The organism is Caulobacter henricii, from assembly GCF_001414055.1.
GTDB lineage: Bacteria > Pseudomonadota > Alphaproteobacteria > Caulobacterales > Caulobacteraceae > Caulobacter > Caulobacter henricii.
Genome location: NZ_CP013002.1, coordinates 2,854,066 through 2,878,783, shown reverse-complemented (window position 1 = coordinate 2,878,783; position 24,718 = coordinate 2,854,066). Strand labels below are relative to the sequence as shown.

The following is a 24,718-nucleotide window of genomic DNA, read 5'->3' as shown; positions in this document are numbered from 1 at the left end:
CGTGGGGCGCCGCCAGAACGCTGAGCTTCTGGACAGTGACGTCGAGGCGATGCTGGAGGATCTGGCTGCATTCGGCTACAGCCAGGAGCAGATCGACAAGGCGCGGGCCGATATGCAGACCGCGCCGATCGCGCCCAGCGCCTTCGACGTCCACCCTGACAATGTCTTCGCCGTACGGCTCTTTCTGGCCATGCAAAGCCAGTGGCACTGGGTTGCGCTCTCGACCTGGTCGACGGCGCAGATACGCGCCATGGGCTTGAAGTACGAGGTGCTGGACCTAACGGCCCGACTTGAAGGCCTGGGCGAAATCGGGACCGACGACTTCCGGCGGATCCGCATCATGGAAGCTGAGGCGATGCACGCCTGGTCGGAGGTTCGCACATGAGCGATCTGATCGCCCGCCTGCGCCTTGAGGCCACCGCCGGCAACAGTGCCAGCGTCATTGGCGGCGTGGCCAAGGACGTCCAGCAACTGGGCCAGTCCGGCGCCAAGGCCGGCGCGGGGCTGGATCAGGCTACGGCGGCCGGTGGCAAGCTCGATCGTGAGCTGCAGCAGATCACCACCCATGGCGCGGGGGCCCGGCGAGGACTCGAGCAGGCCGAGGCCGGCGCACGTGGATTCGAGCGATCGGCCAGCAGCGCGCGGGCCGCCGGCATCGGTCTGGGCACTGCCCTGGCGACGATCGGCGGCCGCGAGCTGGCGAGCAAGATCACTGACGCTGCGTTCGCAATGCAGGGGTTTGAGACGGGACTGTCGGCGGTGACCGGCGGAGCCAAGGGTGCCGCAGAAGCGCAGGCCTTTGTCCGCTCGGAAGCCGAGCGCATGGGCCTGGTCATCAAGACCGCGACCGCCGATTACATGTCGCTGGCCGCTGCGACCAACGGCACCGCCCTGGCAGGAGAGAACACCCGCAAGATCTGGCTGGGTGTCAACGAGGCTGGGACCGTCCTGAACTTGACGCAGGAGCGGCAAAAGCTGGCCATGGCTGCGATCAGCCAGATGGCCAGCAAACAAGTGATCTCGCAGGATGAGCTCCGCGAGCAATTGGCCGAAGCCTTGCCGGGCGCCTTTCAAGTCGCCCAGCGCGCGATGGGCCTGACCAGCCAGGAAATGAATAAGCTGGTCGCAAGCGGCAAGCTGCTGGCCGACGACTTCTTGCCCAAGTTCGCGGACCAGTTGCGCAAGGAGTTTGGTCCGGGCGTTGAGCAGGCTTTGATCACGCCGCTTGGCCAGGCCCGCGTCGAGCTCGCGAAGTTCAAGAATTCCATCTTCGACCTGGAAGTCGCGGCAGGAGGTGAGTTCCTTGGCGGGATGCGCGAGGGCCTCGCTGAACTGAACGCCGAGCTGGCCTCGCCGGAATCCAAGGAAGCGGCCCGCGCGCTTGGTCGGCTACTTGGTGAGGGTCTTTCGGACGCCGCGTCGATCGCCGCCTTCCTGGCTCAGAACATCAATGGCATTGCCCTGGCCGCCCAGACTGTGGTCGGCGTTGGTCTGGCGCGCTGGATCGCCACCACCACCATTGAGGCTCGCGCGGCTGCCGCCGCGTATCTGCTGAAGGCGCAGACTGCAACGACGGCTGCGGCCTCGGCTACCGAGGGTGCCATCGTTGAGGCCCGGGCCGTCACCTCTCTGCGCGGTGCCATCGAGGCCGCCGCCCGCGCCGAGCTGCAGAGCGCTGTCGCGGCTCGTGAATCGGCTTTGGCCCGTGAGACTTTGGCTGCGGCAACTCTGCGCCAGCATGGCGCGCAGCTGCAGGCCTCGGCCTCATCGCAAACCAGTGCCCGCGCCCAGGCCGCCTATGCGGCAGCCCAGGCCGAGCTGACGATCGCCCAGAACGCGACTGTTGCCGCATCCGCCCGGGCGGAAGTTGCCCAAGTGGGCCTGAGCCGGGCGTCGAGCGTCACCGGCGCGGCGATGCGGGGGCTGTCTGGTGCGGCGTCGGGCTTAATGGGTCTGCTGGGCGGGCCATGGGGCATCGCGTTCATGGCGGCAGGCGCCGCAGTCGCCTTCGTCGCGCACGAGGTCGCCGAGGGCGAGAGGCGTGCGCAAGAGGCGTTGGAGACGCAGCAGAGCTACGCGGCGGCGATGTCCGAGGCCGCCGCGATCTTGGCCGAGGCCGGCGTAAACACTCGAGCTTTCGCCAGCGATACTCGAAATGCGATCAGTCCGACTGATGGCTTGACAGGCTCGACCCGAGACCTGACCGTCCAGACGCTCAAGCTAGCCGACGCCCGCCGGCAGGCTGCCGTCGCGGCCCTGGCGGAGAATGAGACCAAGCTGCGCGCCGAGCGCGACGGCCTCATTAAGAGTGGCACCCGAGTCGCCGATGTGGTCGTCGGCGTGAAGACCAACGGCGACCCGATTAAGCGCCAGATGATGGCGACGGCGCGGGTTGACCAGCTTGATACTGACATCGCACGGTCGATGGCGGCACAGAATGCCATCATTTTCGCGGCACCCGCAAAGGAAGACAAACCAAAGTCCTCAGCCACCAGCTCCCCCTCCAGCAAACCCGATCGTCAGGAACTACGCGCGCAGATCAAGGACTCTGATCTGGCCGCCGCTGTGGCCGCCCAGAACGCCTACACCGCCGCCCTGATCGCCGGCGGCGCGGCCCTGGACAACTGGAAGGTCCAGGAGGCCGGCCGCCAAGCCGTCGAGCGCCTGGCGCTGGCCGACCGGCCTAAGCTCACCGCTGCCGAAACCGCCCTGGTCGCCTCGATCCGTGAGCGTGTCGAAGAGACCGAACGCCTTAAGATCGCCAACGAGCGCATCGAGAAATCAGCCGGCCTGGCCAAGTCGGCAGACCTGGACACCGCCGCCCTGCAGCGCCGTTCCGCGGCCGCGGTTCAGGGTGAGGCGGCGATGGAGGCCCTGCAGGTGCAAGAGGCCGGGCTGCGCGTTTTGCAGCAGCTGGGGATCGACACGCTCGACCAGCTGACCGGCGAGACCTTGAAGCATGCCAAGGCGGCCATCGCCTCTGCCGAGGCATCTGAACGGCAGGCCCTGGCGACCCAAAAGGCCGAGCGAGTTGCCGCCCAGATCCGCGACCTCGACAAACGACTGTCTTCTGAGCTGGCCTATACCGCCGCGCTGAAGGGCGGGACCTCGGCCCTGGTCGAGTATCAACGGGCCGAGTTCGCGCGCCAGGAGATCGAGCGCGCCGGCACCAATTTGACCGACGACCAGGTCGTGGCCATTCGCGCCAAGGCCGACGCCCTCTTTGCGGCCCAAGCGGCAGCCGACAGCGCCCAGTTCGACGTCCGCCAGGCCGAGGAACTTCGCCTGGCGCGGATGACCAATAGCGAGCGCGCCATCGAGGAGCGCTACCTGCAGCGCAAGTCGGCGCTTCTGGCCGAGCACGCAGACTGGACGCAGGAGGAGGTCGAGGCCCGGGCCCGTGCCCTGGCCCTGGCCGACCAGGCAGCGGCCGAAGATGCGGCGGCGATCGGCGAGTTGAAGCAGGGTCTGGAGGACGCCTTCGTCGAGAGCGGCGAGCTGGGCATGGATCAGGTCGGAGACTATGCCGAACGCGCCCTGCGCCAGGCGGTCTATAAAGCTCTCCTGGCTGAGCCCATCAATCTGATCATCAACGCCGTAGTCGGTTCGATCTCGGGCCTGACAGGCTCAATCGGTGCAGCCGGCGCCCAAGGCGGCCTGGCTGGGCTGGGGTCCCTTTTCAATAGCGCAGGCGGGCTTTCGGGTCTGGCTACGGGGTCTGCAAAAGCGATCACCGGCCTCCTTGGCAAGGTCGGCATGGGCGCGCTGGACGCCGCAAGGTTCGGCGGCATGGCCGGCGGCGCGATCGGAGGTGCCGGCACGGGCATGCTGGTTTCCAGCCTCGCCGGGATGCTGGGTTTGAAGCAGAGCAAGGGCAACCAGATCGGCGGCACCATCGGCGGCGCCATCGGGTCGTTCATCCCGATCCCCGGCGGCTCCTTGATCGGCTCGGTCCTCGGCAACCTGGTCGGGGGCCTTGTCGGCGGTAAGAAGTCCAACGAGGCCGCTGTCGTCTCGCTCGATCAGAAAGGGTCCGTGACCTCGATAGACGGGGCCAAAAGGACCGAGGCCACCACGGCGGCGGCCCAGTCCATCGCCTCGGCGGTCGCCCAGATCCAGGCGGCTCTGGTGGCCGGCGGCGCGACCTTGAACGCCACGGTCAGCAAGATCGACATCGGTCAGCGCGATCCAACCCATCTGAACTTCAGCAACGGCCAGTCTATCGATACGGCCGTGGGCGACACCGCCGCAGCCGTCGAGGCCGCCACCCGCACCATCATCGCCAATGCCAAATGGGCTACTCAGGCCCAGACTGACTATGCCCAGAAGATGCTTCTGGCGGGCGCATCTCTCGACCAGGTCATCGCCACGATGCAGATGGCGGGCGGGCTTTCTACCTCGGTCGATGACGCCATCGCAAAGCTGGTCGATCCGGCCGCCTATGAGCGCAAGGCCGCGCTGGACGCCATCGAGGCCAACTATCAGGCCCTGAAGAAGCAGGCCGAAGAGCTGATCTCTGCCGGTCTCACGACCGCTGACGTGCTGGGCAAGATCGAGCAGCTGAAAGACCTGCAGGTTGCGGACGCGCTGAAGCGCCTGGGCCAGGCGGCTGATGACGCAGCTTCATCCTTGACCCCTGGCCAGTTGGCCGATCCAGCAAAGCTGACATCGGACATCAAGTCCGGCATTGCCAGACTGACCGATCCCACGGGCTTCAAGCGCGATCAGGCACTGGCCGACATAGACGCCAGCATCACCAGCATGCGAGCCCAGGCCACCGCCATGGTCGCCGCCGGCAAACTGTCCTCGGAAATCTTCACCCAGCTGGACCAGCTGAAGGATCTGCAGGTCACCGCTTCGATCAAGGAACTGGGCGACGCCGCCAGCGACGCGGCAGCCAAACTGCAAGACCAGGTGGCGGCAGGTAACTTCGCAGGCTCGATCGACGATGCGATCCTGAAGATCACCAACCCGACCGAATACGCCAAGAAATCGGCGGTGGACGGGGTGAACAGAAACTATGAGGCCATGAAGGCCGAAGCCAATGGCCTGATCGCCACCGGGCTGCTTTCGGGGGATGTCCTGGGCAAGCTTGAGATCATGCGCGACCTGCAAATTCAGGACGCCTTGATGGGTCTGACCAGCGCCGCCAAAGAAGCCACCGACGTCTTTGCCGACGCACGGCCGCGCTTGCAGTCCTGGCTCGATGGCCTTGGCGCCAGCAACGACAACCAGCTGAACCCAGCTGAAGAGTTGAAGCTCGCCCAGGATCAATATGACCGTCAGTTGGCTATGGCCCGGGGTGGCGATGCAAACGCCCTAGCCAGCCTGACCACCTATGCCGACCGGCTGCTGGCCGCCGACCGTGAAGCCACCTCAAGCGCAACCGCCCGCCTTGCCCGGTTCAACAAGGTCACCGGCGATGTGACCGCCCTGACCGGGATGAGCAGCGCGCCACAAACCGATCCCGTGGTATCGACGCTGCAGACCCTCGGTCTCAGCCTGACCGCCCTGGTCGCCAATACTTCAAGCGACCCCAGCGGCGGCCTAGCCGGAGCGATCGGCGCAGCCATCACTGCCAAGCCGACAATCCTGGGCAACTCGCCGGATTTCTCGCCGATCCTGGTCCAGGCTTTGACGCCGCAGACCGACCGTCTAAGCGCCTCAATCGATAGGATGCGCACAGATCTCGCGGTCAAACTGGAAGAACTCAGAACTGCAACGGTTGCGGGGGCCAGTGACGTTGCAATGGCCGTTCAAGACGGTTTGAGCGCAGTTCAAATGGCCGTGGAAAACGTCGAGGCGAGCGCGCAGGGCCAGGCAGCGGCATTTCGCGATCTGAGCGACCAGACCAGCCTGCAGAACCTCTATCTTCGTCAGAAGTTGGCGTCCTGATGACTCAGACCGTCATCCTGATCGAAGTCGATGTCACATCGCCGGCCGGCGTCGTTTCGACCTTGCGCTTTGCTGATCGCGCCATCCGCCCGATGCCTCCGACTGATGCCCTTCGGCCCAACGTCGCCTGGGACGATTGCCTGCTTGAAGCGCCGACGATTCGGCGTGCGCTTTTTGAGGACTTCGCTCTGCTTACGCCCGGGCTGGGCGTGGGTGCTATGAAACTGGCGAATGGCCACGGCGGTCTTGATGCCTATCAGGCCCACGTCTGGGGCCAGATTTCTGTCAAGCGCTGGACGGAAGGAACCCCCTTCAGCACGGCTGTCGAGATCTTCAGAGGCCTGGCTTCAACGCCGCGCTTCAGCCATTCCACCAGCGAAGCGGGTCAGGTGACTGTCGGCTTCTATGACTACAGGGCAGAACTGGATACGCCGGTTCAGGCAACGACCTATGCCGGCACCAACGGCACCGGCGGGGTGCTCTATGAAGGTGCCGCTGACGGTCTCAAAGGCAAGCCCAAGCCATTGGCCTACGGCAACCTGATCGACGCCCATCTGCCTGCGCCTCAAGTCAATGGCGCAATCCGCGCTCATCAGCTGCATGCAGGCGCGGTCAATGGCTCAATCGCAATCTTCGACCGAGGCGCAGCGGCTGGGTTTGCCGACCAGGGCGACAGGGTCGGCGCTGTCTTCGATGCGTTCAACCCCGCAGCGGCCTCCTACACGACCGACAAGGGGCGAGGCCTTCTGAAGATCAATGGAGACCCTGTCGGCGCTCTGAGCTTTGGTTGTCAGGGCGACAGTACGCCGACCTATGTCGATACAGTCGGACCCATCACCGCACGGATACTGACCAAGGCGGGTGTCCCGGCGGGGCGGATAGGGGCCAGTGTTTCGGCTCTGGCGGCGACGGCTTCCGTAGGCGTGTTCGCGGCAGACCAGATCAGCGCCGCTGACATGATCAAACCACTGACTCGGGCGGCTCTGGCGGCATTGATCCCTGATCGGTTGGGGGTCTGGCAGGCCACGCCAATAGCGCCCCCCGCCGCCGTCGCCGACCTCACCTTGCTGGAAGACCAGATCAAGGATCTTCAGGCCGATGAGAGTGCGCCAGCTCCTGCAGGCATCATCCGTGTGGGCTACGGCAAGATCTGGACAACCTTCTCAGGGGGCGACCTTGCCCCGGCATTGCGCAACACAGCGGCTGCGGAAAAGCTTGGCAGCACTTGGCGCTGGGCGGTGCTGGAAGACGCTGCCGTCAAGGCCCGCCTACCCGGTGCCTGGCGCACGATAGAGATCGAAACCGCCCTGAGATCCGAAGCTGACGCTCTGGCCTTGGCGAACCAACTCAAGGCCCTTTTCGGCCTGCGCTCGGACGGCGCGCCGCGCCGCCAGTGGAAAGTCACCGTCGAACTGACCGATGAGGCCCTAGCGCTTCCCCTCGGCAAGACTGTGCGCCTTGTCTACCCGCCGCGCGGTCTGGACGTGTTGCTCTTGCTGTTGGGTGAGGAGCCCGGCCGGCCAAGCCGTGACTTGGCCATCTGGACATTGTGGGGCTGACGATGGCGCTGGGAAAAGTCGCATCTCGCAACCTACTGCCTCTGCTGTCGCTTGGCGGCACCGCTGGCTCGGCCGCCTTGCCACTATCCAATCTGATGACCAATGCCTTGGCGGTGAGTCCTCGCCACCTGACGCAACCGATGCGCCAGACCGATATCGCCACCTTGTCCGCCAATGTCATCGAACTGACCTTTGACAGGCCTCGGGCCATCGACCTCGTCGGGATCCTTTTCCACTCGCTGAGCCTGACTGCCAAGTACCGGATCACTGTGGCTGGCGTCGGAGGTTCTCTGGCCGCGCCTGTCTTTCAGTCCGCTTGGACAAAGGTTCATCCTCGTCGGTACGCCTCGCTTTCGCTCCGCTGGGAGGAGACAAACTGGTGGGGTGGCCAAGCGCTTTTGTCCGACCTCGACGTGTTTCGTCGGCACAGGTTTGTCCCTGTAGTTCCGGCCCTGGTCGCCAGTGCGCTCCGCATAGAGTTCGACGACCGTCTCAACCCCGCTGGTTTCTACGATATCGGCGGCCTTTGGGTGTCTTCAGCCTGGTCGCCAGCCTTCAACTTCGAGCGCGGCCGCACGCTCGGCCTTCAGGCCCGTGATCGCGTCGAGGAGGGGCCATCGGGCCGCCGCTTTTCGGAACGGCGTCAGCCGCGTCGAACCATGAGTGTCACCTGGGCCGCTACCACCAAGGCCGAGATCTATCGCTTGTTCGATGACTGCGCTCGGGTGGGCACCACCGGAATGGTGATCTTTATCCCTGACGTCGACGACGTCACCGGCTCGGCCCGCGAGGCCTTTCCAGCCAACTTCGCCAAGCTGATTGAGCCTCAGTTTACCTACGAGCATCAGCACACGGTTTCGGCCGCTCTTGAGGAGATCATCGCGTGACCACAGCTCTGGAGCGCCTGTCCACCGGCTACTACAACTCCGATCCAGTCTCGCTGGCCAATCCCGGCGGCTTCGGCGATGACGGTCACGAGACCAATTTTCCAGCCGCCTTGGCAGATATCGCCGAGGTGGCCGCTACCTATAGTCAGTCGGTTTCCGATGACGCTGATGCTGTCGCCGCCGCGCTTCTGACGGTGCTGAACAGTCCCTCTACGCTGGCCACATGCGCCACCAACATCACCATCCCCGCCCTCGGCGCGACTGTGAACTTCACCCTGGCGCAGGCCAACAAGGCTTTCGGCAAGCCTCAGAAGCTGCTGTTCGGCTCTAGCGCCTCGCCTGCCAATTCAATGGTGATCAGGTTGGACGCCTTCGTCTCAGCCACCGGGGTCGGCTCTGGCACTGTCATTGCCAAGGAAGGAGCCGGCACCTTCAACGCTTGGGATGTGTCCTTGACCGTAAATGCTGGGGTGCTGTCGCTGGCCGGCCTGCAGGGCGCGCTAACCGCAGCAGCAGTCAAAGCCGCCCTCGCCATCGCGACCACCGACTTAACCGACATCGCAGCGTATCAGGCAGCCGCCGACGCTCGCGCGATCGCCTTCGCCACTGCTCTCTAAGGATCAACTCCCATGCCCGGTACAGCCAACAGCATCATCACCCCTCAGACGATCAAGTCGAGTAACGCCGTCACCGTTACGGCGAACACGACTTATACCGACGCTCCCACCAACACCGCCGTGCTCTGGACTGCCGGGGTTAACGGCGATCGGATAACCAAGCTCACCAGTCTTGCGCGCGCCACTCTCACGGCCACTGAACTGCAGCTTTTCCGGTCCAGTGACGGCGGCACGACCAAGCGCTTTTTCGGCTCGCTGACTTATGCTGCATTCACCCAGGTGCAGAATGCGCGAAACCCGACTGCTGATTGGCCCTACAGCGAGAGCAATCCGCTGACCCTGGGGCCGAACGAAATCCTCTATGTGGCCCAAGGGGTCACGCTGGCGGCCGGCATAGTGCACGTCGCCGAAGGGTGTGCGTTCTAGTCGTGCGCGTTGTCAGCCTTCGTGGTCAGACCCTCTTGGCAGCGCCAGCTGGGCTGCGCTCACAAAAGATGTCGACGAGGCCCTGGCTTCCTTCGGATAGCCCGGATGTTTCTCTTTGGTTCAACGGCAACAGAGGGACATCAATCTCAGGGGGGCAGGTTGATCGCTGGCGCCCCGATGGGGGATTTTTCGCTCGCGGTTTCAGCGGCCTACCTGCCGCCAATAGTCCCGGTTCGCTGCCGTTAAACTCGCATCTGTTCGCCGGTAACACCCCTATCGTCGTCGACGACAACACCAACGCCTATTTCGCCACGACTTCATCGGGAATTCCTGGAGCCAAGCTGGCGGAAGCTGAAGTTCACCTCTGCGGCTGCGCCTATGCTTACGGTTCGGACGCCACCAACGTCTCGGGTCTATTTGTCGCCCATGGTGTGAATCTCGGCTTCACATCAGGCGCATCCATCCTACCTGCAGTCGCCCTGGGATCGGCTGGAACCAAGGTCTTCCAGAGCTCCGAAGGCCCGCTGCCGAGCAATGTGCCAGTGGTGATTTCGTGTAGCGTCGGCCGGGGTCTGGTGACCAGCATGCGGGTTAATGGCAGGTCGTTGGCCGGTACATTGGCCTCAGTGCGGACCGATGACCTGACCGCCGCTTCAAACATCTATGTCGGCACGGGCTACAGCAACGTCGGATGGCTAGCGGGCCGCGTGTCAGATGTCGTGTCGGGCATCAATGTTACCCCGGCCGACAAGCTGCGTTTGGAAGGCTACATGGCCTGGAAAAACGGCCTTGCGAGCAAGTTGCCGCCCGATCACCCCTTTGCACGCAGGAGGCCTTGATGCCCCGCTATCAGAAGATCAACCTCGCCACGAATGAACCAATCGGCGAGCCCGGGCCTCTGCCCGATGCGTTGTTCGGCCTGGCCGATGACACGCTCGCCGATCTCTCTCGAGACATTGACCCGGTCCCGGTCGAATGGGTCGGTATCGGGTTCATCTATTTCGACGATCCCCCGCCGCCGGTCCCGGTTCCCTCGGCCGTCGATCTGCGGCAGGCCAAGCTCAAGCTTTATCGCGAAGGCGTCCTAGACACGGTCGAGTCTATGATCACCTCATCGGGCGACGTTGAGGTGGCAATCGAGTGGACTACGGCCCGTGAAGTCCGCCGCGACCACCCGTTCGTGAATGCCGCGCAGCTGATCCTGGGCAAGACCAACGCTGAAATGGACCAGTGGTTCATCGAGGCGTCTCAGATCGGCCCGATGGGCTCGAATTGATTTAGGGCGGTTGATGTTTTTCCGCTGAAGTCGGCGGGGGTTGAGGCGCTGTAACGCTTCAAGCCGAGGGGCTGGGGACCCCTCACGTCCGGGGGGTGCACTCCCCCTTTCGCCCCGCCACCGGCGCAACCGGCGGGGCTCTTTTGAGTAACCAATGCCATGGAGTCTAGTCTCTCTTTTCAAGCTGTCGCGCCTATCAAGCCGGCAGCGCCCTATCTCGGCGGTAAGCGTAACCTGGCCAAGCGCCTGGTCGCTGTCATCGAGACCATTCCCCACCGCACCTATGCCGAGCCGTTCGTGGGCATGGGCGGGGTGTTTTTCCGGCGCCGGCAGCGTCCCCAGGCCGAGGTGATCAACGACTACAGCCGCGACATCTGGACGTTCTTCCGGGTGCTCCAGGACCACTACCTGGCCTTCATCGAGCTGATCCGGTTTCAGGTCAGTTCGCGGGCCGAGTTCGACCGTCTCAAGACGCTGGATCCGGCCAAGATGACCGACATGCAGCGAGCCGCGCGGTTCCTGTTCCTGCAGCGCCAGGCCTTCGGCGGGAAGATCACCAGCCGCAACTTCGGCGTCTCCTTGCACCGTCCAGCCCGGTTCGACGTCACGCGTCTGGCCGGGGACCTGGAGGATATCCATGCCCGGCTCGCAGGCGTCGAGATTGAGTGCCAGACCTGGTCGGAGTTCATCGCCCGCCGCGACAGCGCCGAGACCCTCTTCTACCTCGACCCGCCTTACTGGGACTGCGAGAACGACTATGGTGCCGGCATGTTCGGGCGGGAGAATTTCGCGGCTCTGAACGAGGCTTTGAAGGGCCTTAAAGGGCGCTTCGTAATGTCTTTGAATGACGTTCCCGGGGTGCGAGAGACGTTCGCCGGCTTCCAGTTTGAAGCGGTCGGCACCCACTACGGCATCGCAGGGTCGGGCTCTGCTCCGGCCCGAGAGGTTATCATTAGCAACTAGGTTTAGGGTCCGGCCGACGCGCCGGACCTTGCCCGTTTGCCATAAGGCTCGCCGATGCGGCCGCGCTAAGAATCGGGCAGACTGTTGAGCATGAAGCGACTTGTGGCCTTCGCTGAGGACAATTGGCCTAGTGCCGTCGCTGGAGCCCTTGGCGCGTTGTTTGTAGTGATGCTTTGGGCGCTGGCTGCAGCAGCCTTCCGCGCGTCACCGACTCTGGAATGGATTGAGGATCACTCAGGCCTAGCTGCTTGGGTGCAGGCCGTTTTCTCCGTTGTCGCAATCTTGGCTTCTTGCGCATTCTCCCTCTGGGTTCCGCTGCACGTGCGGGATCTCGGTGAACGTGACGCAGTCCAACGCGCTATAAACGCCCTCACAATGATGACCGGCTCCACCCACTCCGCATGGTCGAGTACGCGCAAGATGATCAGTCGTGGCCAGTGGGACAGCGGCTCAGAGGCTTTAATTCGCGATGCAGTTGAGCGGGCGACGGCCATGACCGACTTGGTGCCGGCCAGCATGCAGCTATGTGGGGCGGTGACGATTATCGCTAGGTGTCGCGGTAACCTGGTAGTGCTCACAGAGTTCGTATCTTCTCTGGCAAGGCAATCTAACGTCCGGCCCATCGACAACCGCATGGCCTTCGATGAAGTGATTGGGGGCTTGGAAACAGCGCTCGAAATGTGCGGACAGATGAAGCCGTTGAAGGTAGGAGGCGCGTGGATGATCTTCGCGCCGGGGGATGCGGCTGATCATCCCGAAATTGACTTGGCCGTTGAACACGGCCGTTCGTGATCTCGCTTGGGCTAATTACGACTCCACTGCGAAACCAAGTGTCCCGCGCTGCGAAACCAAATGTCGCGCTACACCGGTCAGGGCGCTTCCGCCGTCCCGTCCCCCCACCACCGGCGGGAGAGCCGCGGGGTTCTTTCGCCGCTGCCCCAAACAGCCGGTGGAAGGACCCCGATGGCGGGGTCCTTGCCGTCGAAAGGATCAGGCTTGGCTGGCGTAGGCTGGCGCGCCTTGCGGCATGGGCGGTACGTGGCTCGGGGCGACGGCGGCGACGGGGGCCGGACGCTGGAACTTCAGGCTGCGGCCCTGGAACTCGGCGCCGGTTTCCATGGCCAGCTGCTCATGGGTGATGTCGCCTTCGACATGGGACGTTCCATAAAGACGCACGGCCTGGGCGGTGACGCTGCCCTGGACGGTGCCGTGAACCTCGATGACCTGGGCGGTGACGCTGCCCTCGACCCGGCTGTTGGGGCCCAGGATCAGCTTGCCGACCCGGATGTCGCCCTGGACGACGCAGTCCAGATGCAGTTCGCCGTCGCCGATCACGTCGCCCTTGATGGTGACGCCTTGGGCGATCATCGAGGCCGGCTTCGGCCGGGCCACGGGAGCAGCCGCCTGGGTCGTCGCCACCGGCGCGCGCGGCGGTTCCATGGTCGCCAGGGCGACGGGAGCGGGGGTTTCTTTCTTCTTGGCGAACATCGGCGTGGACCCTGTCTCGAAATGGCTCGTCGGACAGTTCGGGAGCAAGACGGGGGCCAGTCGCCGCACGCCTTTAGGGTCTGTCGACGACGTGGGTGGTGGGCCGGTCGTCGCCCGCCGCGACCTCTTCGTGCCACTGGCCCTGGGTGTCTTCATAGGTGATGCCGGTGGTCTCGCCGGAGACCTCCTGCTCGGCGGCGGCGCGTTGCGCGGCGGACAGGGCGGCGGCGTGGCTGGGATAGGTCTCCGAAAACACCTCGCCCAGCTTGTAGGCCCAGCCGCCGTCGTGCTCCACGATAGTGTAGGTGATGTCGGTCAAGGTCGGGCTCCTGAGGCTGCAGGAGGTTCAACGAGCCGCCAGTCGCCAAGGTTCCGGCCGCCACGACTTGTCGCGGGGGACTGGAGCGCGGACAACAGCGGGATGTTGTACCTCATCCTCAAGGCCGCCCTGTCGGGCGTGATCATCGCCGCCATTTCGGAGATTGCCCGCAAGTCGCCGGGCTTCGGGGCCCTGGTGGCGTCCCTGCCGCTGATCTCGATCCTCGGCATGATCTGGCTGTGGCGCGACACCCGCGACGTCGTCCGCATGGCCAGCCACGTCGAGGCCACCTTCTGGTACGTCCTGCCGTCCCTGCCGATGTTCCTGGTCATCCCGGCCCTGCTACGCCGCGGCCTCGGCTTCTGGCCGGCCCTGGCGGCGGGTTGTCTGCTGACGATCAGCCTCTACGCGGCGATGATGGCGGTGGGACCGAGGTTTGGCGTGAAGCTGTAGGGAGCGCCCAACGGACACCCCTCTCGGGCGTTCGCGATGTCAGGTTTCGGGGCGCGGGCCTTGGTCTTCTTCCGACCCATGGCGGACCTTCATGGTCCCTCTCTCTTTGAGAGAGGGAGGGGCCCGTCCCGGCGAAGGCCGGGCCGGGATGGAAGGGTGAGAGGTTTCACCCTGTCCGAACGAAGCACGGCCAGCCTCTTCTCCTGAGGACGCCAACCGACTGGACGGCTAGCGCCATGCGACCAGTCATTTCTTCCACGCCACGAGATACCGAAAAGCGGACGCTCCTGACGTCTGAAAAGGGTGAGAAGCGGACCAAATGCATTGCGCCGGAACATTGTCTCCAGGCATGACAAGGCTACAGCCGGACAGATGGCCCCACCCCGGCAGATCTCAAGGTCAACCCAACGTCACGCATGCAGCGCAGGGGGCGTCCAGAGACGTCAGCACTCCTGCAGACACCTTGCCGTTTGCCTGACAGCACCGAACCTGCCACCCTCCAGGTGCGGGGCGGCCTTTCGCTTTGACAGCTTTCGGGTGGGCATGAAGAAGGCCGAGAACCTCAGCGCATCGGCGCTCTGCCACGCACCCGGACCTCTCGAAATTCATCCTCTGGGGCCGGCCGATGTGCGGCGTCTGTAATGCGCGGCTGTCCCGACGCGGTCTTCTGGCGGGCCTGACGGCGGTCAGCCTGGCGGGGTGCAGCGAGAACGCCGCCACGGGCCGGCGACAGCTGGTGGTGGTGTCTGACAGCCAACTTGCGGAGATGGCCGATGCGTCCTGGGCCCAGATCGTCGCGCAGACGCCGGCCGTCCGCGACCCCGAGGTTCAGGCGCGGTTGGCCCGGATCGGTCGGCCGCTGGCGCTGGCGGCAAACCGGCCCGACCTGACATGGTCCTTCACGGTGCTGGAGTCGCCGGAGCTCAATGCCTTCGTGCTGCCCAATGGACGGGTGGGCTTCTTCAGGGGGCTGCTGGACCTGGCGCGCAGCGATGATGAGGTCGGCTCCGTTCTGGGCCATGAGATCGGGCATATCCTGGCGCGCCATCCGGCGGAGCGGTTCAGCCATCAGTTGGCGGCTCAGGCCGGGGTCACCCTCGCCCAGATGGTTGTATCGAGCGGCGAAAACGCCGAGTTCGCCGACGAGGTGGGCGTGGCGCTGGGCCTGGGTACCCAGTTCGGCGTGATCCTGCCCTACGCCCGACATCACGAACTTGAGGCCGACCGCGTCGGTGTCGACCTGATGCGCAAGGCCGGCATGGACCCCGCTGCCGCGGTGACCTTCTGGGAGCGTATGGCGCGGGCGGCGCGCAGCCAGGATCGGCCCCCTGAAGTTCTCTCGACCCATCCGGCCGATGGACGTCGTATCGAAGAGCTCAAGGCCGCGGTCGCGAACGGCTAGTCGCTAAAGTCTCACCTGGGTCGGCGTCCAGGGCGGCCCTGATCTTCTGCGGGATCGGGATGGCTTGGCCCAGCGCGCTGTCGCTGACTGGTGCCATCACTGGTGCCATCCGCGGCGTCAGGACCCATATTGCCGTGTAGCGCCATAAGCGGACTTCGACGCGCCAACCCCAAGCAGGCGCTTTGACGGTCCGCTCAGGGTGGAAAGCGGAAGCACGGAACCCCTCTCTCATAGAGAGAGGGAGGGGCCCGGCGCCGCAGGCGGTGGGAGGGTGAGAGGTTTCACCGCCGGCCGGAGAAATCTCGCTTCCTGTCGTTGAGCGGCCTGACACCCCAGCCCACGCTTTCGCCACGGCCAAGACTGCGGAACGGCGGACACCATCTTGGCCGCGTTTCAGTCGGATAGTTTGTAACCTCTCACCCTCCCACCGCTACGCGGCGGGCCCCTCCCTCTCTCTATGAGAGAGGGGTTTCGAGGGCCGCTCCTCACCCTTGTCAGACCTTCGCTGGGTCCGCTTCCAGGGTAAGCGTTGAAGGCCGGGATGAGGCCGGAGTTCCGCTCCAGACCCTGGTCGGACGCTCTGACCCACACCGTCAAAGCAAAACGCCCGCCTCTTGCGGGGCGGGCGTCTGGAAGTCGCGGTGAGAGGCGGCCCCTAGGCCACCTTCACCCGCGCCGCGCTTTCCGGAAGATCCACCCCGAACGCGCGCTGGAAGAACTCGGCCACGGTCGGGCGTTCCAGTTCATCGCACTTGTTCAGGAAGGTCAGGCGGAACGACAGGGCGATGTCGCGATCGAAGATCTCGGCATTCTGGGCCCAGGTGATCACGGTCCGCGGGCTCATGACGGTGGAAATGTCGCCGTTCATGAAGGCGTTGCGGGTCATGTCGGCGACGCGGACCATGGCCGAGATCGTGCGCTTGCCCTCGACGCTGTCAAAGGACGGGTTCTTGGCCAGCACGATGGCGGCCTCGACGTCGTGTTCCAGATAGTTGAGCGTCGTGACGATGCTCCAGCGGTCCATCTGGCCCTGATTGATCTGCTGGGTGCCGTGATAGAGGCCCGTGGTGTCGCCCAGACCGATGGTGTTGGTCGTCGAGAACAGTCGGAAATAGGGATTGGCGCGAATGACGCGGTTCTGGTCCAGCAGGGTCAGCTTGCCGCCGGCCTCGAGCACGCGCTGGATCACGAACATCACGTCCGGGCGACCGGCGTCATATTCGTCGAACACCAGGGCGATCGGGCGCTGCAGCGACCAGGGCAGGATGCCCTCGCGGAATTCGGTGATCTGCTTGCCGTCCTTCAGGACGATGGCGTCCTTGCCGACCAGGTCGATGCGGCTGATGTGGCTGTCGAGGTTCACGCGGACCAGAGGCCAGTTCAGGCGCGCGGCGATCTGCTCGATATGGGTCGACTTGCCGGTGCCGTGATAGCCCTGGACCATCACCCGGCGGTCATGGGCAAAACCGGCACAGAGGGCCTTGGTCGTTTGCGGGTCGAATCGATAGGCCGGATCGATGTCCGGCACATGGCTGTCGCGATGGCTGAAGGCAGGAACCTTCATGTCGCTGTCGACGCCGAACGCGTCGCGGAGCGTCACCCACTTGTCGGGGACCAGGGTGATCAGGGGATCGACGGCGGAGCTGGTTTCGGCGAACTCGGGCATGTCTACCCGCTTAACGCCTTGACGTGGGGGAGGGGAAGAGCAGAGGCCCCATGATCTTCAAAAAAGACGCGGCAGGGTCAACGCCCCGGACGGCTGAGCCATCCGGGGCGACGCGCAAGACTGCCAGACCTAGTTGTTGGCGATGATCACTGCGGCGATCAGACCGGTGGCGATGGCGGCCATCACATACTGGTCGTCCACGCGCTGCCAGCGATAGCCGCGCGGCGGGGCGCGCAGGCCGTGGCGGTGATAGTCGGCGACATAGTAGCGGTTGTCGCGATAGCGGGCGTCCAGGCGCTGGCCATAGGCCCAGCGACGATATTCACGATAGTCGCGGCGGTCGTGCCGGTAGTCGGCGCGGTAGTCGCGGCGGCTATCACGGTAGTCGCGGCGGTCATCCCGGCGATCGCGGCGATCGTCGCGACGGTCATCCCGGCGGTCACGGGCGTAGCGGTCGTCGCGACGGTCATCGTACCGGCTTTGCTCGTAACGACCGTTGTCGCGGTCATCATAACGTTGCGGCGCTGCGGTTGCGGCGGTCCCGGCCAAGAGCGACAGGGCGAGAGCGGTGAGGGCAAGGCGCTTCATGGCGGTCTCCTTTTCGATGTCCTCACCCTAGGGAGGGGCATGTGGCCCCGACATGAACGGCCATGGTCAGTTCCTGTTCATGTTCGATCATGTTCCCGCAGAGCGCTCCGGCGGGAGCTTCGCGCGCCGGGGCGCGTTCTGGCGTGATGATCCTGTCCTTGAATGCTTCGGCCCGGCGCGGCTTTGCCGTGCTGGTCAGGACGGCCCGGCGCGACCTGGGGGCTAGCCTCGCCGTGCTGGTCGCCACCCTGGGCTTGCTGGCCTTTCTGGCGATCGCCGACGCCGTGTCCGAGGGTGAGACCGAAACCCTGGACAGGGCCATCCTCATGGCCCTGCGTCGGCCCGGCAGGTCACATGACCTGATCGGGCCTCACTGGCTGGCTGGCGCGGCGACGGACATCACCGCCCTGGGCTCGTTGACGGTTCTGGCCCTGCTGATCCTGCTGGCCTGCGCGATTCTGGCGGTGCTCCGGCGCTGGGGACAGGCCCTGCTGCTCCTGATCTGCGCGGGCGGGGGTCTGGCGCTCAGTCAGGGCCTGAAGGCCGCCTTCGGTCGGGAGCGACCCGGCCCGGACTACCGGGCCCTCGAGACGATCAATGCCAGCTTTCCATCCGGCCACGCCCTGCTGTCGGCGGTAGTCTTCCTGACGCTCGGGGCCATGGCGGCCCGTTTCGTCCAGGGGCGGAGACTGAAGGCCCTGGCCCTGGGCGCGGCGATCGTCCTGTCCCTTCTGGTCGGGGTCAGCCGCATCTATCTGGGCGTGCACTGGGCCAGCGACGTTCTGGCCGGCTGGAGCGTGGGCGCAGCCTGGGCCATGGTCTGCTGGCTGGCGGCTTCCGTTGTGACCCGCTGGCAGAGCCTCAGGCGACCGGCTTGATCTTGGGGCGCCAGGCCAGTTCGGCCGAGGTCCAGGCCGCGCCGGCCAGATCGACGATCCCCAGGATGATCCAGTGCCGCGGCAGGTTTCCGGTCAGGACCAGGGCCCCGATGACAATGGGCGAGGCGCAACGCAGGGCCACGGAGGCGCGCATATAGGTCCTCTGACCTGTCCAGCCGGCCACATGATAGGCGAGGGAATAGGCGATCAGCATCAGGCCGAGCATCCGCGCCCAGGGCTCGGCGGCGGCCTCGAGCGGCGCGTGGAAGAGCTGGGCCGTATGATAGGGGGCCACGGCCAGGGCCACACCGGCGGCCGACATCAGGTTGCCCCAGAACCAGATGCTCCAGGGCTTGCCAAAGGGCGTCGGCGTCACCGGGGTCGGCGCAGTCGCGAGGCTGGGCCCCGAATCGGGGTCGGTCATGATCTGGCTGTCCCTCGCGCCCGTCCCGCCGAACGCGCGCGGAGAATGGCGGCAGCCGGCGGCCGCCGCAAGGCCCCCTGTCCCTAGGTGGTCAGTCCGGCCTTCTGCAGCGTCTTGTAGGCCTTGATCACCCGCTGCAGCTTGTGCTCGGCACTGCGGTCGCCGCCGTTGACGTCCGGGTGGCAGCGCTTGAGCAGTTCCTTGTACTTGGCGCGAATCGTTGCCGCGTCGGCTCCGCCGTCGAGGTCGAGATCGGCCAGGGCGGTGCGTTCCAGCTTGCCTAGATGACGGTCGGCCGCCGCACGCTCGGCCTCAGCCTTGCGCTGCTGGGCCCGGAACAGGCCGAACGGGTCGGCGATGTGGCGGGCGTCGCGTGCGGCCATGGCGGCGGCTTCGCGAGAACGGCTGTCGGCCTTGAAGCTCCAGGTGGGCCGGCCGCCGGTGACCTTCTCGGTCTCCTGCTCGGCGCGGATCTGGGCCTCGTTCATGCCGGCGAAGAAGTTCCAGTTCTTGTTATATTCGGCCGCGTGCTTCTGGCAGAACCAGTAGTGCTCGTTGGGCATGTTGCGCGCCTTCGGAGCCCTGGCGGATCCAGCCAGGCGGCAGTCGGGATGGTCGCAGCGCTTCTCCCCCGGCTTCAGGCCGAGGACGTCAGGCTGCGCGCTCTCACCCTCCTTGGGGGGGCGGACACGGATGTCAAAAAACTTGGGTCGGTATTCGAACTCACGGCTCATGACGCCTAGAGTAAGCCGCAGCTATTTGTGTTCAAGGATTGACATGCAAGAGAGCGACATGAGCAGCGTATCAGACACCATTCGAGGCAAGCTCGAGGCGGCTTTTTCGCCCTCCAAGCTCGACCTGAAGGACGAGAGCGACCGCCACCAGGGCCATGCCGGCCACACCGGTCGCGGCGAGAGCCATTTCAACCTCGTGATCGAGGCCAAGGCCTTTGCGGGCAAGGGCCGCGTAGCCCGTCAGCGCATGATCTACCATGTGCTGGCCGAAGAACTGGCGGGTCCTGTTCACGCCCTGTCGATCGTTGCGACGGCGCCTGACGAAGGCTGAGGCCGGCCGTCCGGTTTTGGCTTGCGCGCCGGTCCCGCGACTGATTGCCTCTGCCCCCGGCGCGAGCAGGCCGGGCGGGGTTTTGCGACCCTGATTCTGGACCTGGAGCGCGACGGAGCCGTCATTTGGCCCGCTCGATCCTGTCTGAAGCCGACATGAGGGCCGCCATGACCGTGGAAGAAACCGTCGAGACTCTTGAAGCCAGGGCCGCCGCCGCCCTGCCGGCTCTGCTGGCGCGGGCCTATGCCCGCTATTCGAACTTCACTGTCGCCGCGGCCGTCATCGACGAGGCCGGCGAGGTGCATCTGGGCGTCAATGTCGAGAATGCGGCCTATCCCTCAGGCACCTGCGCCGAGCAGACCGCGATCGGGGCCATGGTCACGGCCGGGGCCCGGCGAATCAGCAAGGTCCTGATCGCCGCCGGGTCCAATGCCGTGGTGCAGCCCTGTGGTGCCTGTCGTCAGCGGATCGCCGAGTTTGCGACGGAGGGCTGCGAGATCGTCTCGGTCCAGGATGGAGCCCCGACGAAGCGGGTGGCCTTCTGGGACCTGTTGCCCGAGAGCTTCGGGCCGCGGGATCTGGCCCGCTAACAACGCGCGACCTTCGCTTCCGGTCTGTCAGAACACTGGGCTACCGCGTCGACCGCTTCCCTTCTGCGCCATGCCCTGTGCCTGTGCTCGCGCGGGATTCATGGCCCGCCTGTTTTGTGGCCGGAAAGATACATTCTGGGCGGATTTGTGTCGCGATTGTGTCGCGGGGCATTGGCTTTCTGATCAGTGAAGCTAGGTTCGCCAATCCATTTTTGGGAATTGTCCGGGACGCATTTCGCCGCGCGTCAGTTTCTGCGTCACATAAAAGGGGGGCCTTGAGCGCCATGAATAAGACTTTCTTGCTGACTGGTTCGATCTTGGCCGGCTTCGTGATGGCCACGCCTTTTGCCGCCATGGCGCAGACCAAGCCCCTGGAGCCTGCGGCTGTCGCTGAGCCGGCAACGGTCGCGGAGGTGATTGTCACGGGTTCGCGCATCAAGCGCCCGCAGTTCGACGGCACCATCCCGGGCGTTCAGGTCACCAAGGAAGAAATCATCCAGCGTGGCTTCAACAACGCCTTCGACATCGTGCTGAGCCAGCCGCAGGTCGGTTCGGGTGCCAGCCCGTACGGCAGCAACGGCGGTCAGACCTCGAGCCTGGGCAGCGCCTTCGCTGACCTGCTCGGTTTTGGACCCCAGCGCACCCTGACCCTGGTCAACGGCCGCCGGATGGTGTCGGGCAACGCCGCCACCCTGTTCGTGTCGGGTAACTCCGCAGGTTCGCAGGTCGATATCGGCGCCATCCCCGCCCAGATGATCGAGCGGGTCGACACCCTGACCGTCGGCGGCGCGGCCGCCTACGGTTCGGACGCCATCGCCGGCGTCATCAACTACATCATCAAGGACAAGTACGAAGGTGCCGAAGTGCGCACCGCGGTCCGTACGACGGACAAGGGCGATGCCAATCGCTACAGCTTCAACGCGATCTTCGGTACGAACCTGCTGAACGACCGGGCCAACCTCGCGGCCTCGTTCGAGTATACCAAGACCGATGCGCTCTATGCCGACAAGCGTCCGTGGATCATCGACACCGCCTCGGCGGTGACGAACGCCTTCAACGGCTCGGTCCGCAATACGAGCTTCTTGCCGAACGCCGTCATCGACGTCGCCGGCCTCAACAACGGTGCCTTCCGGCGCACGTCGGATGACGGCATGCCGTCGACAGCCTACGCCTACAATGCCCGCAACGCCCTGCAGTGGCCGTCGGGCGTGGCCTTCTTCCCGTCGTCGGCTACCGGTACCTGCCCGCAGGGCATCGTGGGCGTGGTGGGCTGCATCAACGGCGGCGGTTCGGTGGCCTTCGTGTCCAGCACCAGCCAACTGGCTCCGGGCATCCCGACCGGCAACGGTCTTTACAGCACCACGGCCGCTTCGGGCACCTTCCCGAACTTTGCCCCGACCTCACTGCCGACCGGCGTCACCGCCGCCGCCGTGTTCGCGCGCTATGGCGTGACCGCGCCTGCGGGCCTGAGCGCTACCCAGCTGACCACGCTGGCCGTCAACGTGCTGCAAAGCAAGCTGCCGACCCTGCGCGAGTATCTGGCCCAGAACCCGAACACCGACATCAATCTGATCGTCGGCTCGCTCTATTCAAACATCCCGCGCGTGGCCAATACCGACCCGGCGACGCGTAACCTGTTCCCGTTCATCGCCCGTCCGGTGCGGTTCAACGACAATGGCGAGGCGGTCAACTATTCGTTCGCCAATATCGGTGCGACGCAACAGGGCACGGTCAGCGCCGCGCCCGGCACCAAGGGCATCGACGCCAGCCGCTATAACCTGATCCAGAATGCCCAGAAGCGTAAGGTCGCCACCCTGTTCGGCACCTTCGACCTCACTGACAATGTGACGCTCTATTCGCAGAACATTTTCTCGAAGATCACGACGTCCCTGCCGCGCCAGTCGGCGTCGTCCAACGCGGTCACCTCGACCGCAATCGAGACGTCGGGTCTGGTGCTGAGCGCCGACAACCCGTTCCTCAGCGCCTCCTCGCGCCAACTGCTGATCTCTTCGGGCGCGGTCAACAGCGTCAACAACTTCATCATGGCCCGTTCGAACCAGGACATCCTGGGCGATAACCCCATGAGGGGTCAGACCGACACCACCAACCTGGTGCAGGGGGCCAAGGGCGACTTCGACCTTCTGGGCCGTAACTGGTCATGGGATTCGTCCTACACTTGGGGTCGCTCGACCGGTCGCGTTGACTTCCAGGGCATCAAGGACGTCGAGTATGGGCTCGCGATCGACGCCGTTCGCGACGGCAGCGGCAACATTGTCTGCCGCGCCAAGACCAATCCGGCGCTCTATCTCGGCAAGACCCCGGCTGGCGTCTCGGTCAACCTGGTCGACCAGCTCCAGCCCAGCGGCATCATCGCCAAGCAGCCGTTCACGCCGGTCGTCACCCAGTCGATGATCGACAGCTGCCAGCCGCTGAACCCGTTCGGCTTCGGTCAGATGTCGGCGGCGGCCAAGTCCTATGTCACCGCGCAGCAGTATTTTGCCTTCGAGAACACCCAGACCTTCCTGCAAGGCTCGGTGAGCGGCGATGTGTTCGAACTGCCGGGCGGCCCGGTGGGCGTGGCCCTGTCGGCCGAACGTCGTACGACCGAAAACGACTACGGCGTCGACGAAATCTCGCAGTACGGCCGCACGCGCTCGGCGGCGATCGCGCGCACCCAGTATGAGACCAATGCCGAGGAGTACGGCGTCGAGCTCAATATCCCGCTGCTGGGGGGTGACTTCAGCCTGCCGTTCGCGCAGCGCCTGGAACTGAACCCGGCGATCCGCTGGTCCAAGCAGTCGGGTAAGGCCCCGAGCTTCATCAACGCGCTCGGGAAGACGATCAATCCGAAGTACGACGGTGATATGTCGAAGATCTGGTCGCTGGCCGCGACCTTCCAGCCGATCAAGGACATCGCCTTCCGCGGTAACGTGACCCGTTCGCTGCGCCAGCCGGACGGTGTTGAACTGTTCCTCGGTGGCCAGCCGGCGTTCACGACTCCGGCCGATCCCTGCACCGTGGGCAACATCGGTTCGGGCGTGAACCCCGCTGCGCGTAAGGCCAACTGTATCGCAGCCGTCAAGGCCGCCGGTTACGCGACCAATGACACCGATGCCCTGAACTTCCTGAACAGCTTCACCCCTCCGGCTCAATCGCTGCTGGGCGCACGCTTCGGCAATATGGGTCTGAAGCCCGAGCGGGGCGAAAGCTGGACGGCTGGCGTCGTTCTGGAGCCGCGGTTCATCAAGAACCTGAAGATGTCGGTCGACTATGTCGACATCCAGCTGAAGGATCAGCTGAGCCGCGTGTCCTTGGATCAGCTGACGGCCTACTGCTATGACTCGGCGGCCTATCCGAACAACATCAGCCAGTTCGGTACCAACACCTGCGACTCGTTTGCCCGCTACACGACCGGTACCGAACCCTCGACGACCACGCGCTTCGCGCTGAAGGACGGCTGGAGCTCGACCTACCTCAACCTCGCCCAGACCAACCTGCGCGCGGCCAATGTGGTGGTGAGCTATCGCAAGGATGTGGCTGAACTGCTGGGTAGCGACAGCGACTGGGGCCGTATCTCGGTCAACAGCAACCTGTACCGGATCCTGGAGTCCAGCTTCAGCGGTACCGGCCTGCCGGCCGACACCGAGCAATACCTCGGTTCGATCGGCACGCCGCGCTGGCAGACCAGCACGACGATTGCCTACAGCCTGGACAAGTTCTCGACGAGCCTGAACGTCGGTACCGTGAGCGACACCATCCGCTTCAACGGTGCCACCCCGGCCACGATCGAGCAGAACGCCTACCTCACCCGCAAGGGCTACGAGGTCTACAACCTGTACTTCAGCTATGACGTGACCAAGGACGTTGAAGCGCGCTTGAACGTCAACAACGTCGCGAACAAGCGCTTCGAAGACCAGCGCGATGGCGCGATCTACAGCTCCGCTGGCCGGACCTGGCAGATGTCGGTCAACGTCCGCTTCTAAACCTGGCGCGGCCGGGCGGGGACCGAAAGGCCCCTTGCCCCGCCTCACCGACTGAAGAGGCCCCTCGCCATCCAGGCGAGGGGCCTTTTTCATGGCGGATGGTCATCACAAGGGGTGCGGTAGAGCCCGCCGTCAGTCACGGCAGGGTTTGTGGGATGAAGACGGCCGGACCGCGATGCGCTGTTCGGGGGCGATAACAGTCGCCCGGGCTTTGGGTCAGGCCTTCAGGCCCTCTTCGG

The 24,718-nt window shown here is 64.9% G+C and carries 22 protein-coding genes; 16 read left to right on the top strand and 6 right to left on the bottom strand.

Going from position 1 to position 24,718, the window contains the following annotated elements:
* Window position 1 precedes the first annotated feature (1 nt).
* The 10 genes from AQ619_RS19150 to AQ619_RS13365 all read left to right on the top strand — a co-directional run bounded on the left by AQ619_RS19150 (window position 2) and on the right by AQ619_RS13365 (window position 12,415).
* On the top strand, window positions 2-385 hold the full coding sequence (locus tag AQ619_RS19150; protein WP_062148530.1) for a DUF1799 domain-containing protein: 384 nt from the start codon (window positions 2-4) through the stop codon (window positions 383-385).
* Window positions 382-5,895, top strand: a complete 5,514-nt coding sequence (locus AQ619_RS13405; RefSeq protein ID WP_062148527.1) for a tape measure protein — start codon at window positions 382-384, stop codon at window positions 5,893-5,895. The genes AQ619_RS19150 and AQ619_RS13405 overlap by 4 nt, the downstream gene beginning before the upstream one ends.
* The gene (locus tag AQ619_RS13400; protein ID WP_062148524.1) at window positions 5,895-7,454 is read left to right on the top strand and encodes a hypothetical protein; all 1,560 of its coding nucleotides are present in this window, start codon (window positions 5,895-5,897) and stop codon (window positions 7,452-7,454) included. The genes AQ619_RS13405 and AQ619_RS13400 overlap by 1 nt, the downstream gene beginning before the upstream one ends.
* Window positions 7,455-7,456: 2 nt before the next feature.
* Window positions 7,457-8,341 carry a hypothetical protein gene (locus AQ619_RS13395; protein WP_062148522.1) on the top strand — a complete coding sequence of 295 codons (885 nt, stop codon included), beginning with the start codon at window positions 7,457-7,459 and terminating at the stop codon, window positions 8,339-8,341.
* A complete protein-coding gene (locus tag AQ619_RS13390; protein ID WP_062148519.1) occupies window positions 8,338-8,958 on the top strand; it encodes a hypothetical protein in 621 nt (206 codons plus the stop codon). The genes AQ619_RS13395 and AQ619_RS13390 overlap by 4 nt, the downstream gene beginning before the upstream one ends.
* A gap of 12 nt (window positions 8,959-8,970) precedes the next feature.
* Window positions 8,971-9,384, top strand: a complete 414-nt coding sequence (locus AQ619_RS13385; protein ID WP_062148516.1) for a hypothetical protein — start codon at window positions 8,971-8,973, stop codon at window positions 9,382-9,384.
* A gap of 68 nt (window positions 9,385-9,452) precedes the next feature.
* Window positions 9,453-10,223, top strand: coding sequence for a hypothetical protein (locus tag AQ619_RS19145; RefSeq protein ID WP_166504246.1), 771 nt, complete (start codon window positions 9,453-9,455; stop codon window positions 10,221-10,223).
* Window positions 10,223-10,660 carry a hypothetical protein gene (locus AQ619_RS13375; protein WP_062148510.1) on the top strand — a complete coding sequence of 146 codons (438 nt, stop codon included), beginning with the start codon at window positions 10,223-10,225 and terminating at the stop codon, window positions 10,658-10,660. Before AQ619_RS19145 ends, AQ619_RS13375 begins: the two co-directional genes overlap by 1 nt.
* A 159-nt stretch (window positions 10,661-10,819) precedes the next feature.
* Window positions 10,820-11,623 carry a DNA adenine methylase gene (locus AQ619_RS13370; protein ID WP_062148507.1) on the top strand — a complete coding sequence of 268 codons (804 nt, stop codon included), beginning with the start codon at window positions 10,820-10,822 and terminating at the stop codon, window positions 11,621-11,623.
* A gap of 90 nt (window positions 11,624-11,713) precedes the next feature.
* A complete protein-coding gene (locus AQ619_RS13365) occupies window positions 11,714-12,415 on the top strand; it encodes a hypothetical protein (RefSeq protein WP_062148504.1) in 702 nt (233 codons plus the stop codon).
* 198 nt (window positions 12,416-12,613) lie between these two features.
* Here the strand turns inward: AQ619_RS13365 and AQ619_RS13360 are convergent, their stop codons facing one another.
* Window positions 12,614-13,111: a bactofilin family protein gene (locus tag AQ619_RS13360; RefSeq protein ID WP_062148502.1), complete on the bottom strand. Its 498-nt coding sequence runs from the start codon at window positions 13,109-13,111 to the stop codon at window positions 12,614-12,616.
* A gap of 73 nt (window positions 13,112-13,184) precedes the next feature.
* Window positions 13,185-13,430, bottom strand: a complete 246-nt coding sequence (locus tag AQ619_RS13355) for a DUF2188 domain-containing protein (protein WP_062148501.1) — start codon at window positions 13,428-13,430, stop codon at window positions 13,185-13,187.
* Between the two features lie 102 nt (window positions 13,431-13,532).
* On the opposite strand from AQ619_RS13355, the gene AQ619_RS13350 reads away from it, so the two are divergent.
* Window positions 13,533-13,883 carry a DUF3147 family protein gene (locus AQ619_RS13350; protein WP_062148500.1) on the top strand — a complete coding sequence of 117 codons (351 nt, stop codon included), beginning with the start codon at window positions 13,533-13,535 and terminating at the stop codon, window positions 13,881-13,883.
* Between the two features lie 625 nt (window positions 13,884-14,508).
* Window positions 14,509-15,285, top strand: a complete 777-nt coding sequence (locus AQ619_RS13345) for a M48 family metallopeptidase (RefSeq protein ID WP_062148499.1) — start codon at window positions 14,509-14,511, stop codon at window positions 15,283-15,285.
* Between the two features lie 655 nt (window positions 15,286-15,940).
* On the opposite strand, the gene cobS is transcribed toward AQ619_RS13345, so the two are convergent.
* Together cobS and AQ619_RS13335 are read right to left on the bottom strand one after the other, a co-directional pair.
* Window positions 15,941-16,951, bottom strand: a complete 1,011-nt coding sequence (cobS, locus tag AQ619_RS13340) for a cobaltochelatase subunit CobS (RefSeq protein WP_062148498.1) — start codon at window positions 16,949-16,951, stop codon at window positions 15,941-15,943.
* A 129-nt stretch (window positions 16,952-17,080) separates the two neighbouring features.
* Window positions 17,081-17,539 (bottom strand): RcnB family protein, encoded by a 459-nt coding sequence (locus AQ619_RS13335; RefSeq protein WP_062148497.1) that lies wholly within the window; start codon window positions 17,537-17,539, stop codon window positions 17,081-17,083.
* Window positions 17,540-17,685: 146 nt separating this feature from the next.
* Here AQ619_RS13335 and AQ619_RS13330 point away from each other — a divergent pair, with 146 nt between their 5' ends.
* Window positions 17,686-18,417, top strand: coding sequence for a phosphatase PAP2 family protein (locus tag AQ619_RS13330; RefSeq protein ID WP_062148494.1), 732 nt, complete (start codon window positions 17,686-17,688; stop codon window positions 18,415-18,417).
* Here AQ619_RS13330 and AQ619_RS13325 read toward each other — a convergent pair.
* Window positions 18,401-18,841 (bottom strand): hypothetical protein, encoded by a 441-nt coding sequence (locus AQ619_RS13325; protein ID WP_062148490.1) that lies wholly within the window; start codon window positions 18,839-18,841, stop codon window positions 18,401-18,403. The two genes, AQ619_RS13330 and AQ619_RS13325, sit on opposite strands and share 17 nt — an antisense overlap.
* 83 nt (window positions 18,842-18,924) lie before the next feature.
* Window positions 18,925-19,575 (bottom strand): J domain-containing protein, encoded by a 651-nt coding sequence (locus tag AQ619_RS13320; protein ID WP_062148487.1) that lies wholly within the window; start codon window positions 19,573-19,575, stop codon window positions 18,925-18,927.
* 58 nt (window positions 19,576-19,633) lie between these two features.
* Between AQ619_RS13320 and AQ619_RS13315 the strand changes: the two genes are divergently transcribed.
* The 3 genes from AQ619_RS13315 to AQ619_RS13305 all read left to right on the top strand — a co-directional run bounded on the left by AQ619_RS13315 (window position 19,634) and on the right by AQ619_RS13305 (window position 24,479).
* Window positions 19,634-19,906 (top strand): BolA family protein, encoded by a 273-nt coding sequence (locus AQ619_RS13315; RefSeq protein ID WP_062148484.1) that lies wholly within the window; start codon window positions 19,634-19,636, stop codon window positions 19,904-19,906.
* Between the two features lie 167 nt (window positions 19,907-20,073).
* On the top strand, window positions 20,074-20,496 hold the full coding sequence (gene cdd / locus AQ619_RS13310; protein ID WP_062151674.1) for a cytidine deaminase: 423 nt from the start codon (window positions 20,074-20,076) through the stop codon (window positions 20,494-20,496).
* Between the two features lie 284 nt (window positions 20,497-20,780).
* Window positions 20,781-24,479 carry a TonB-dependent receptor domain-containing protein gene (locus tag AQ619_RS13305; protein WP_062148481.1) on the top strand — a complete coding sequence of 1,233 codons (3,699 nt, stop codon included), beginning with the start codon at window positions 20,781-20,783 and terminating at the stop codon, window positions 24,477-24,479.
* Window positions 24,480-24,718 lie beyond the last annotated feature (239 nt).

Bases quoted from the DNA above. Each gene is read 5' to 3' on its own strand.
- AQ619_RS13375 (WP_062148510.1), top strand. From the start codon at position 10,223: ATGCCCCGCTATCAGAAGATCAACCTCGCCACGAATGAACCAATCGGC.
- AQ619_RS13405 (WP_062148527.1), top strand. From the start codon at position 382: ATGAGCGATCTGATCGCCCGCCTGCGCCTTGAGGCCACCGCCGGCAAC.
- AQ619_RS13360 (WP_062148502.1), bottom strand. From the start codon at position 13,111: ATGTTCGCCAAGAAGAAAGAAACCCCCGCTCCCGTCGCCCTGGCGACC.
- AQ619_RS13320 (WP_062148487.1), bottom strand. From the start codon at position 19,575: ATGAGCCGTGAGTTCGAATACCGACCCAAGTTTTTTGACATCCGTGTC.
- AQ619_RS13335 (WP_062148497.1), bottom strand. From the start codon at position 17,539: ATGAAGCGCCTTGCCCTCACCGCTCTCGCCCTGTCGCTCTTGGCCGGG.
- AQ619_RS13400 (WP_062148524.1), top strand. From the start codon at position 5,895: ATGACTCAGACCGTCATCCTGATCGAAGTCGATGTCACATCGCCGGCC.
- AQ619_RS13315 (WP_062148484.1), top strand. From the start codon at position 19,634: ATGAGCAGCGTATCAGACACCATTCGAGGCAAGCTCGAGGCGGCTTTT.
- cobS (WP_062148498.1), bottom strand. From the start codon at position 16,951: ATGCCCGAGTTCGCCGAAACCAGCTCCGCCGTCGATCCCCTGATCACC.
- AQ619_RS13325 (WP_062148490.1), bottom strand. From the start codon at position 18,841: ATGACCGACCCCGATTCGGGGCCCAGCCTCGCGACTGCGCCGACCCCG.
- AQ619_RS13370 (WP_062148507.1), top strand. From the start codon at position 10,820: ATGGAGTCTAGTCTCTCTTTTCAAGCTGTCGCGCCTATCAAGCCGGCA.
- AQ619_RS13305 (WP_062148481.1), top strand. From the start codon at position 20,781: ATGAATAAGACTTTCTTGCTGACTGGTTCGATCTTGGCCGGCTTCGTG.
- AQ619_RS13385 (WP_062148516.1), top strand. From the start codon at position 8,971: ATGCCCGGTACAGCCAACAGCATCATCACCCCTCAGACGATCAAGTCG.
- AQ619_RS13365 (WP_062148504.1), top strand. From the start codon at position 11,714: ATGAAGCGACTTGTGGCCTTCGCTGAGGACAATTGGCCTAGTGCCGTC.
- AQ619_RS19145 (WP_166504246.1), top strand. From the start codon at position 9,453: ATGTCGACGAGGCCCTGGCTTCCTTCGGATAGCCCGGATGTTTCTCTT.
- AQ619_RS13345 (WP_062148499.1), top strand. From the start codon at position 14,509: ATGTGCGGCGTCTGTAATGCGCGGCTGTCCCGACGCGGTCTTCTGGCG.
- AQ619_RS13395 (WP_062148522.1), top strand. From the start codon at position 7,457: ATGGCGCTGGGAAAAGTCGCATCTCGCAACCTACTGCCTCTGCTGTCG.
- AQ619_RS13350 (WP_062148500.1), top strand. From the start codon at position 13,533: ATGTTGTACCTCATCCTCAAGGCCGCCCTGTCGGGCGTGATCATCGCC.
- AQ619_RS13330 (WP_062148494.1), top strand. From the start codon at position 17,686: ATGATCCTGTCCTTGAATGCTTCGGCCCGGCGCGGCTTTGCCGTGCTG.
- cdd (WP_062151674.1), top strand. From the start codon at position 20,074: ATGACCGTGGAAGAAACCGTCGAGACTCTTGAAGCCAGGGCCGCCGCC.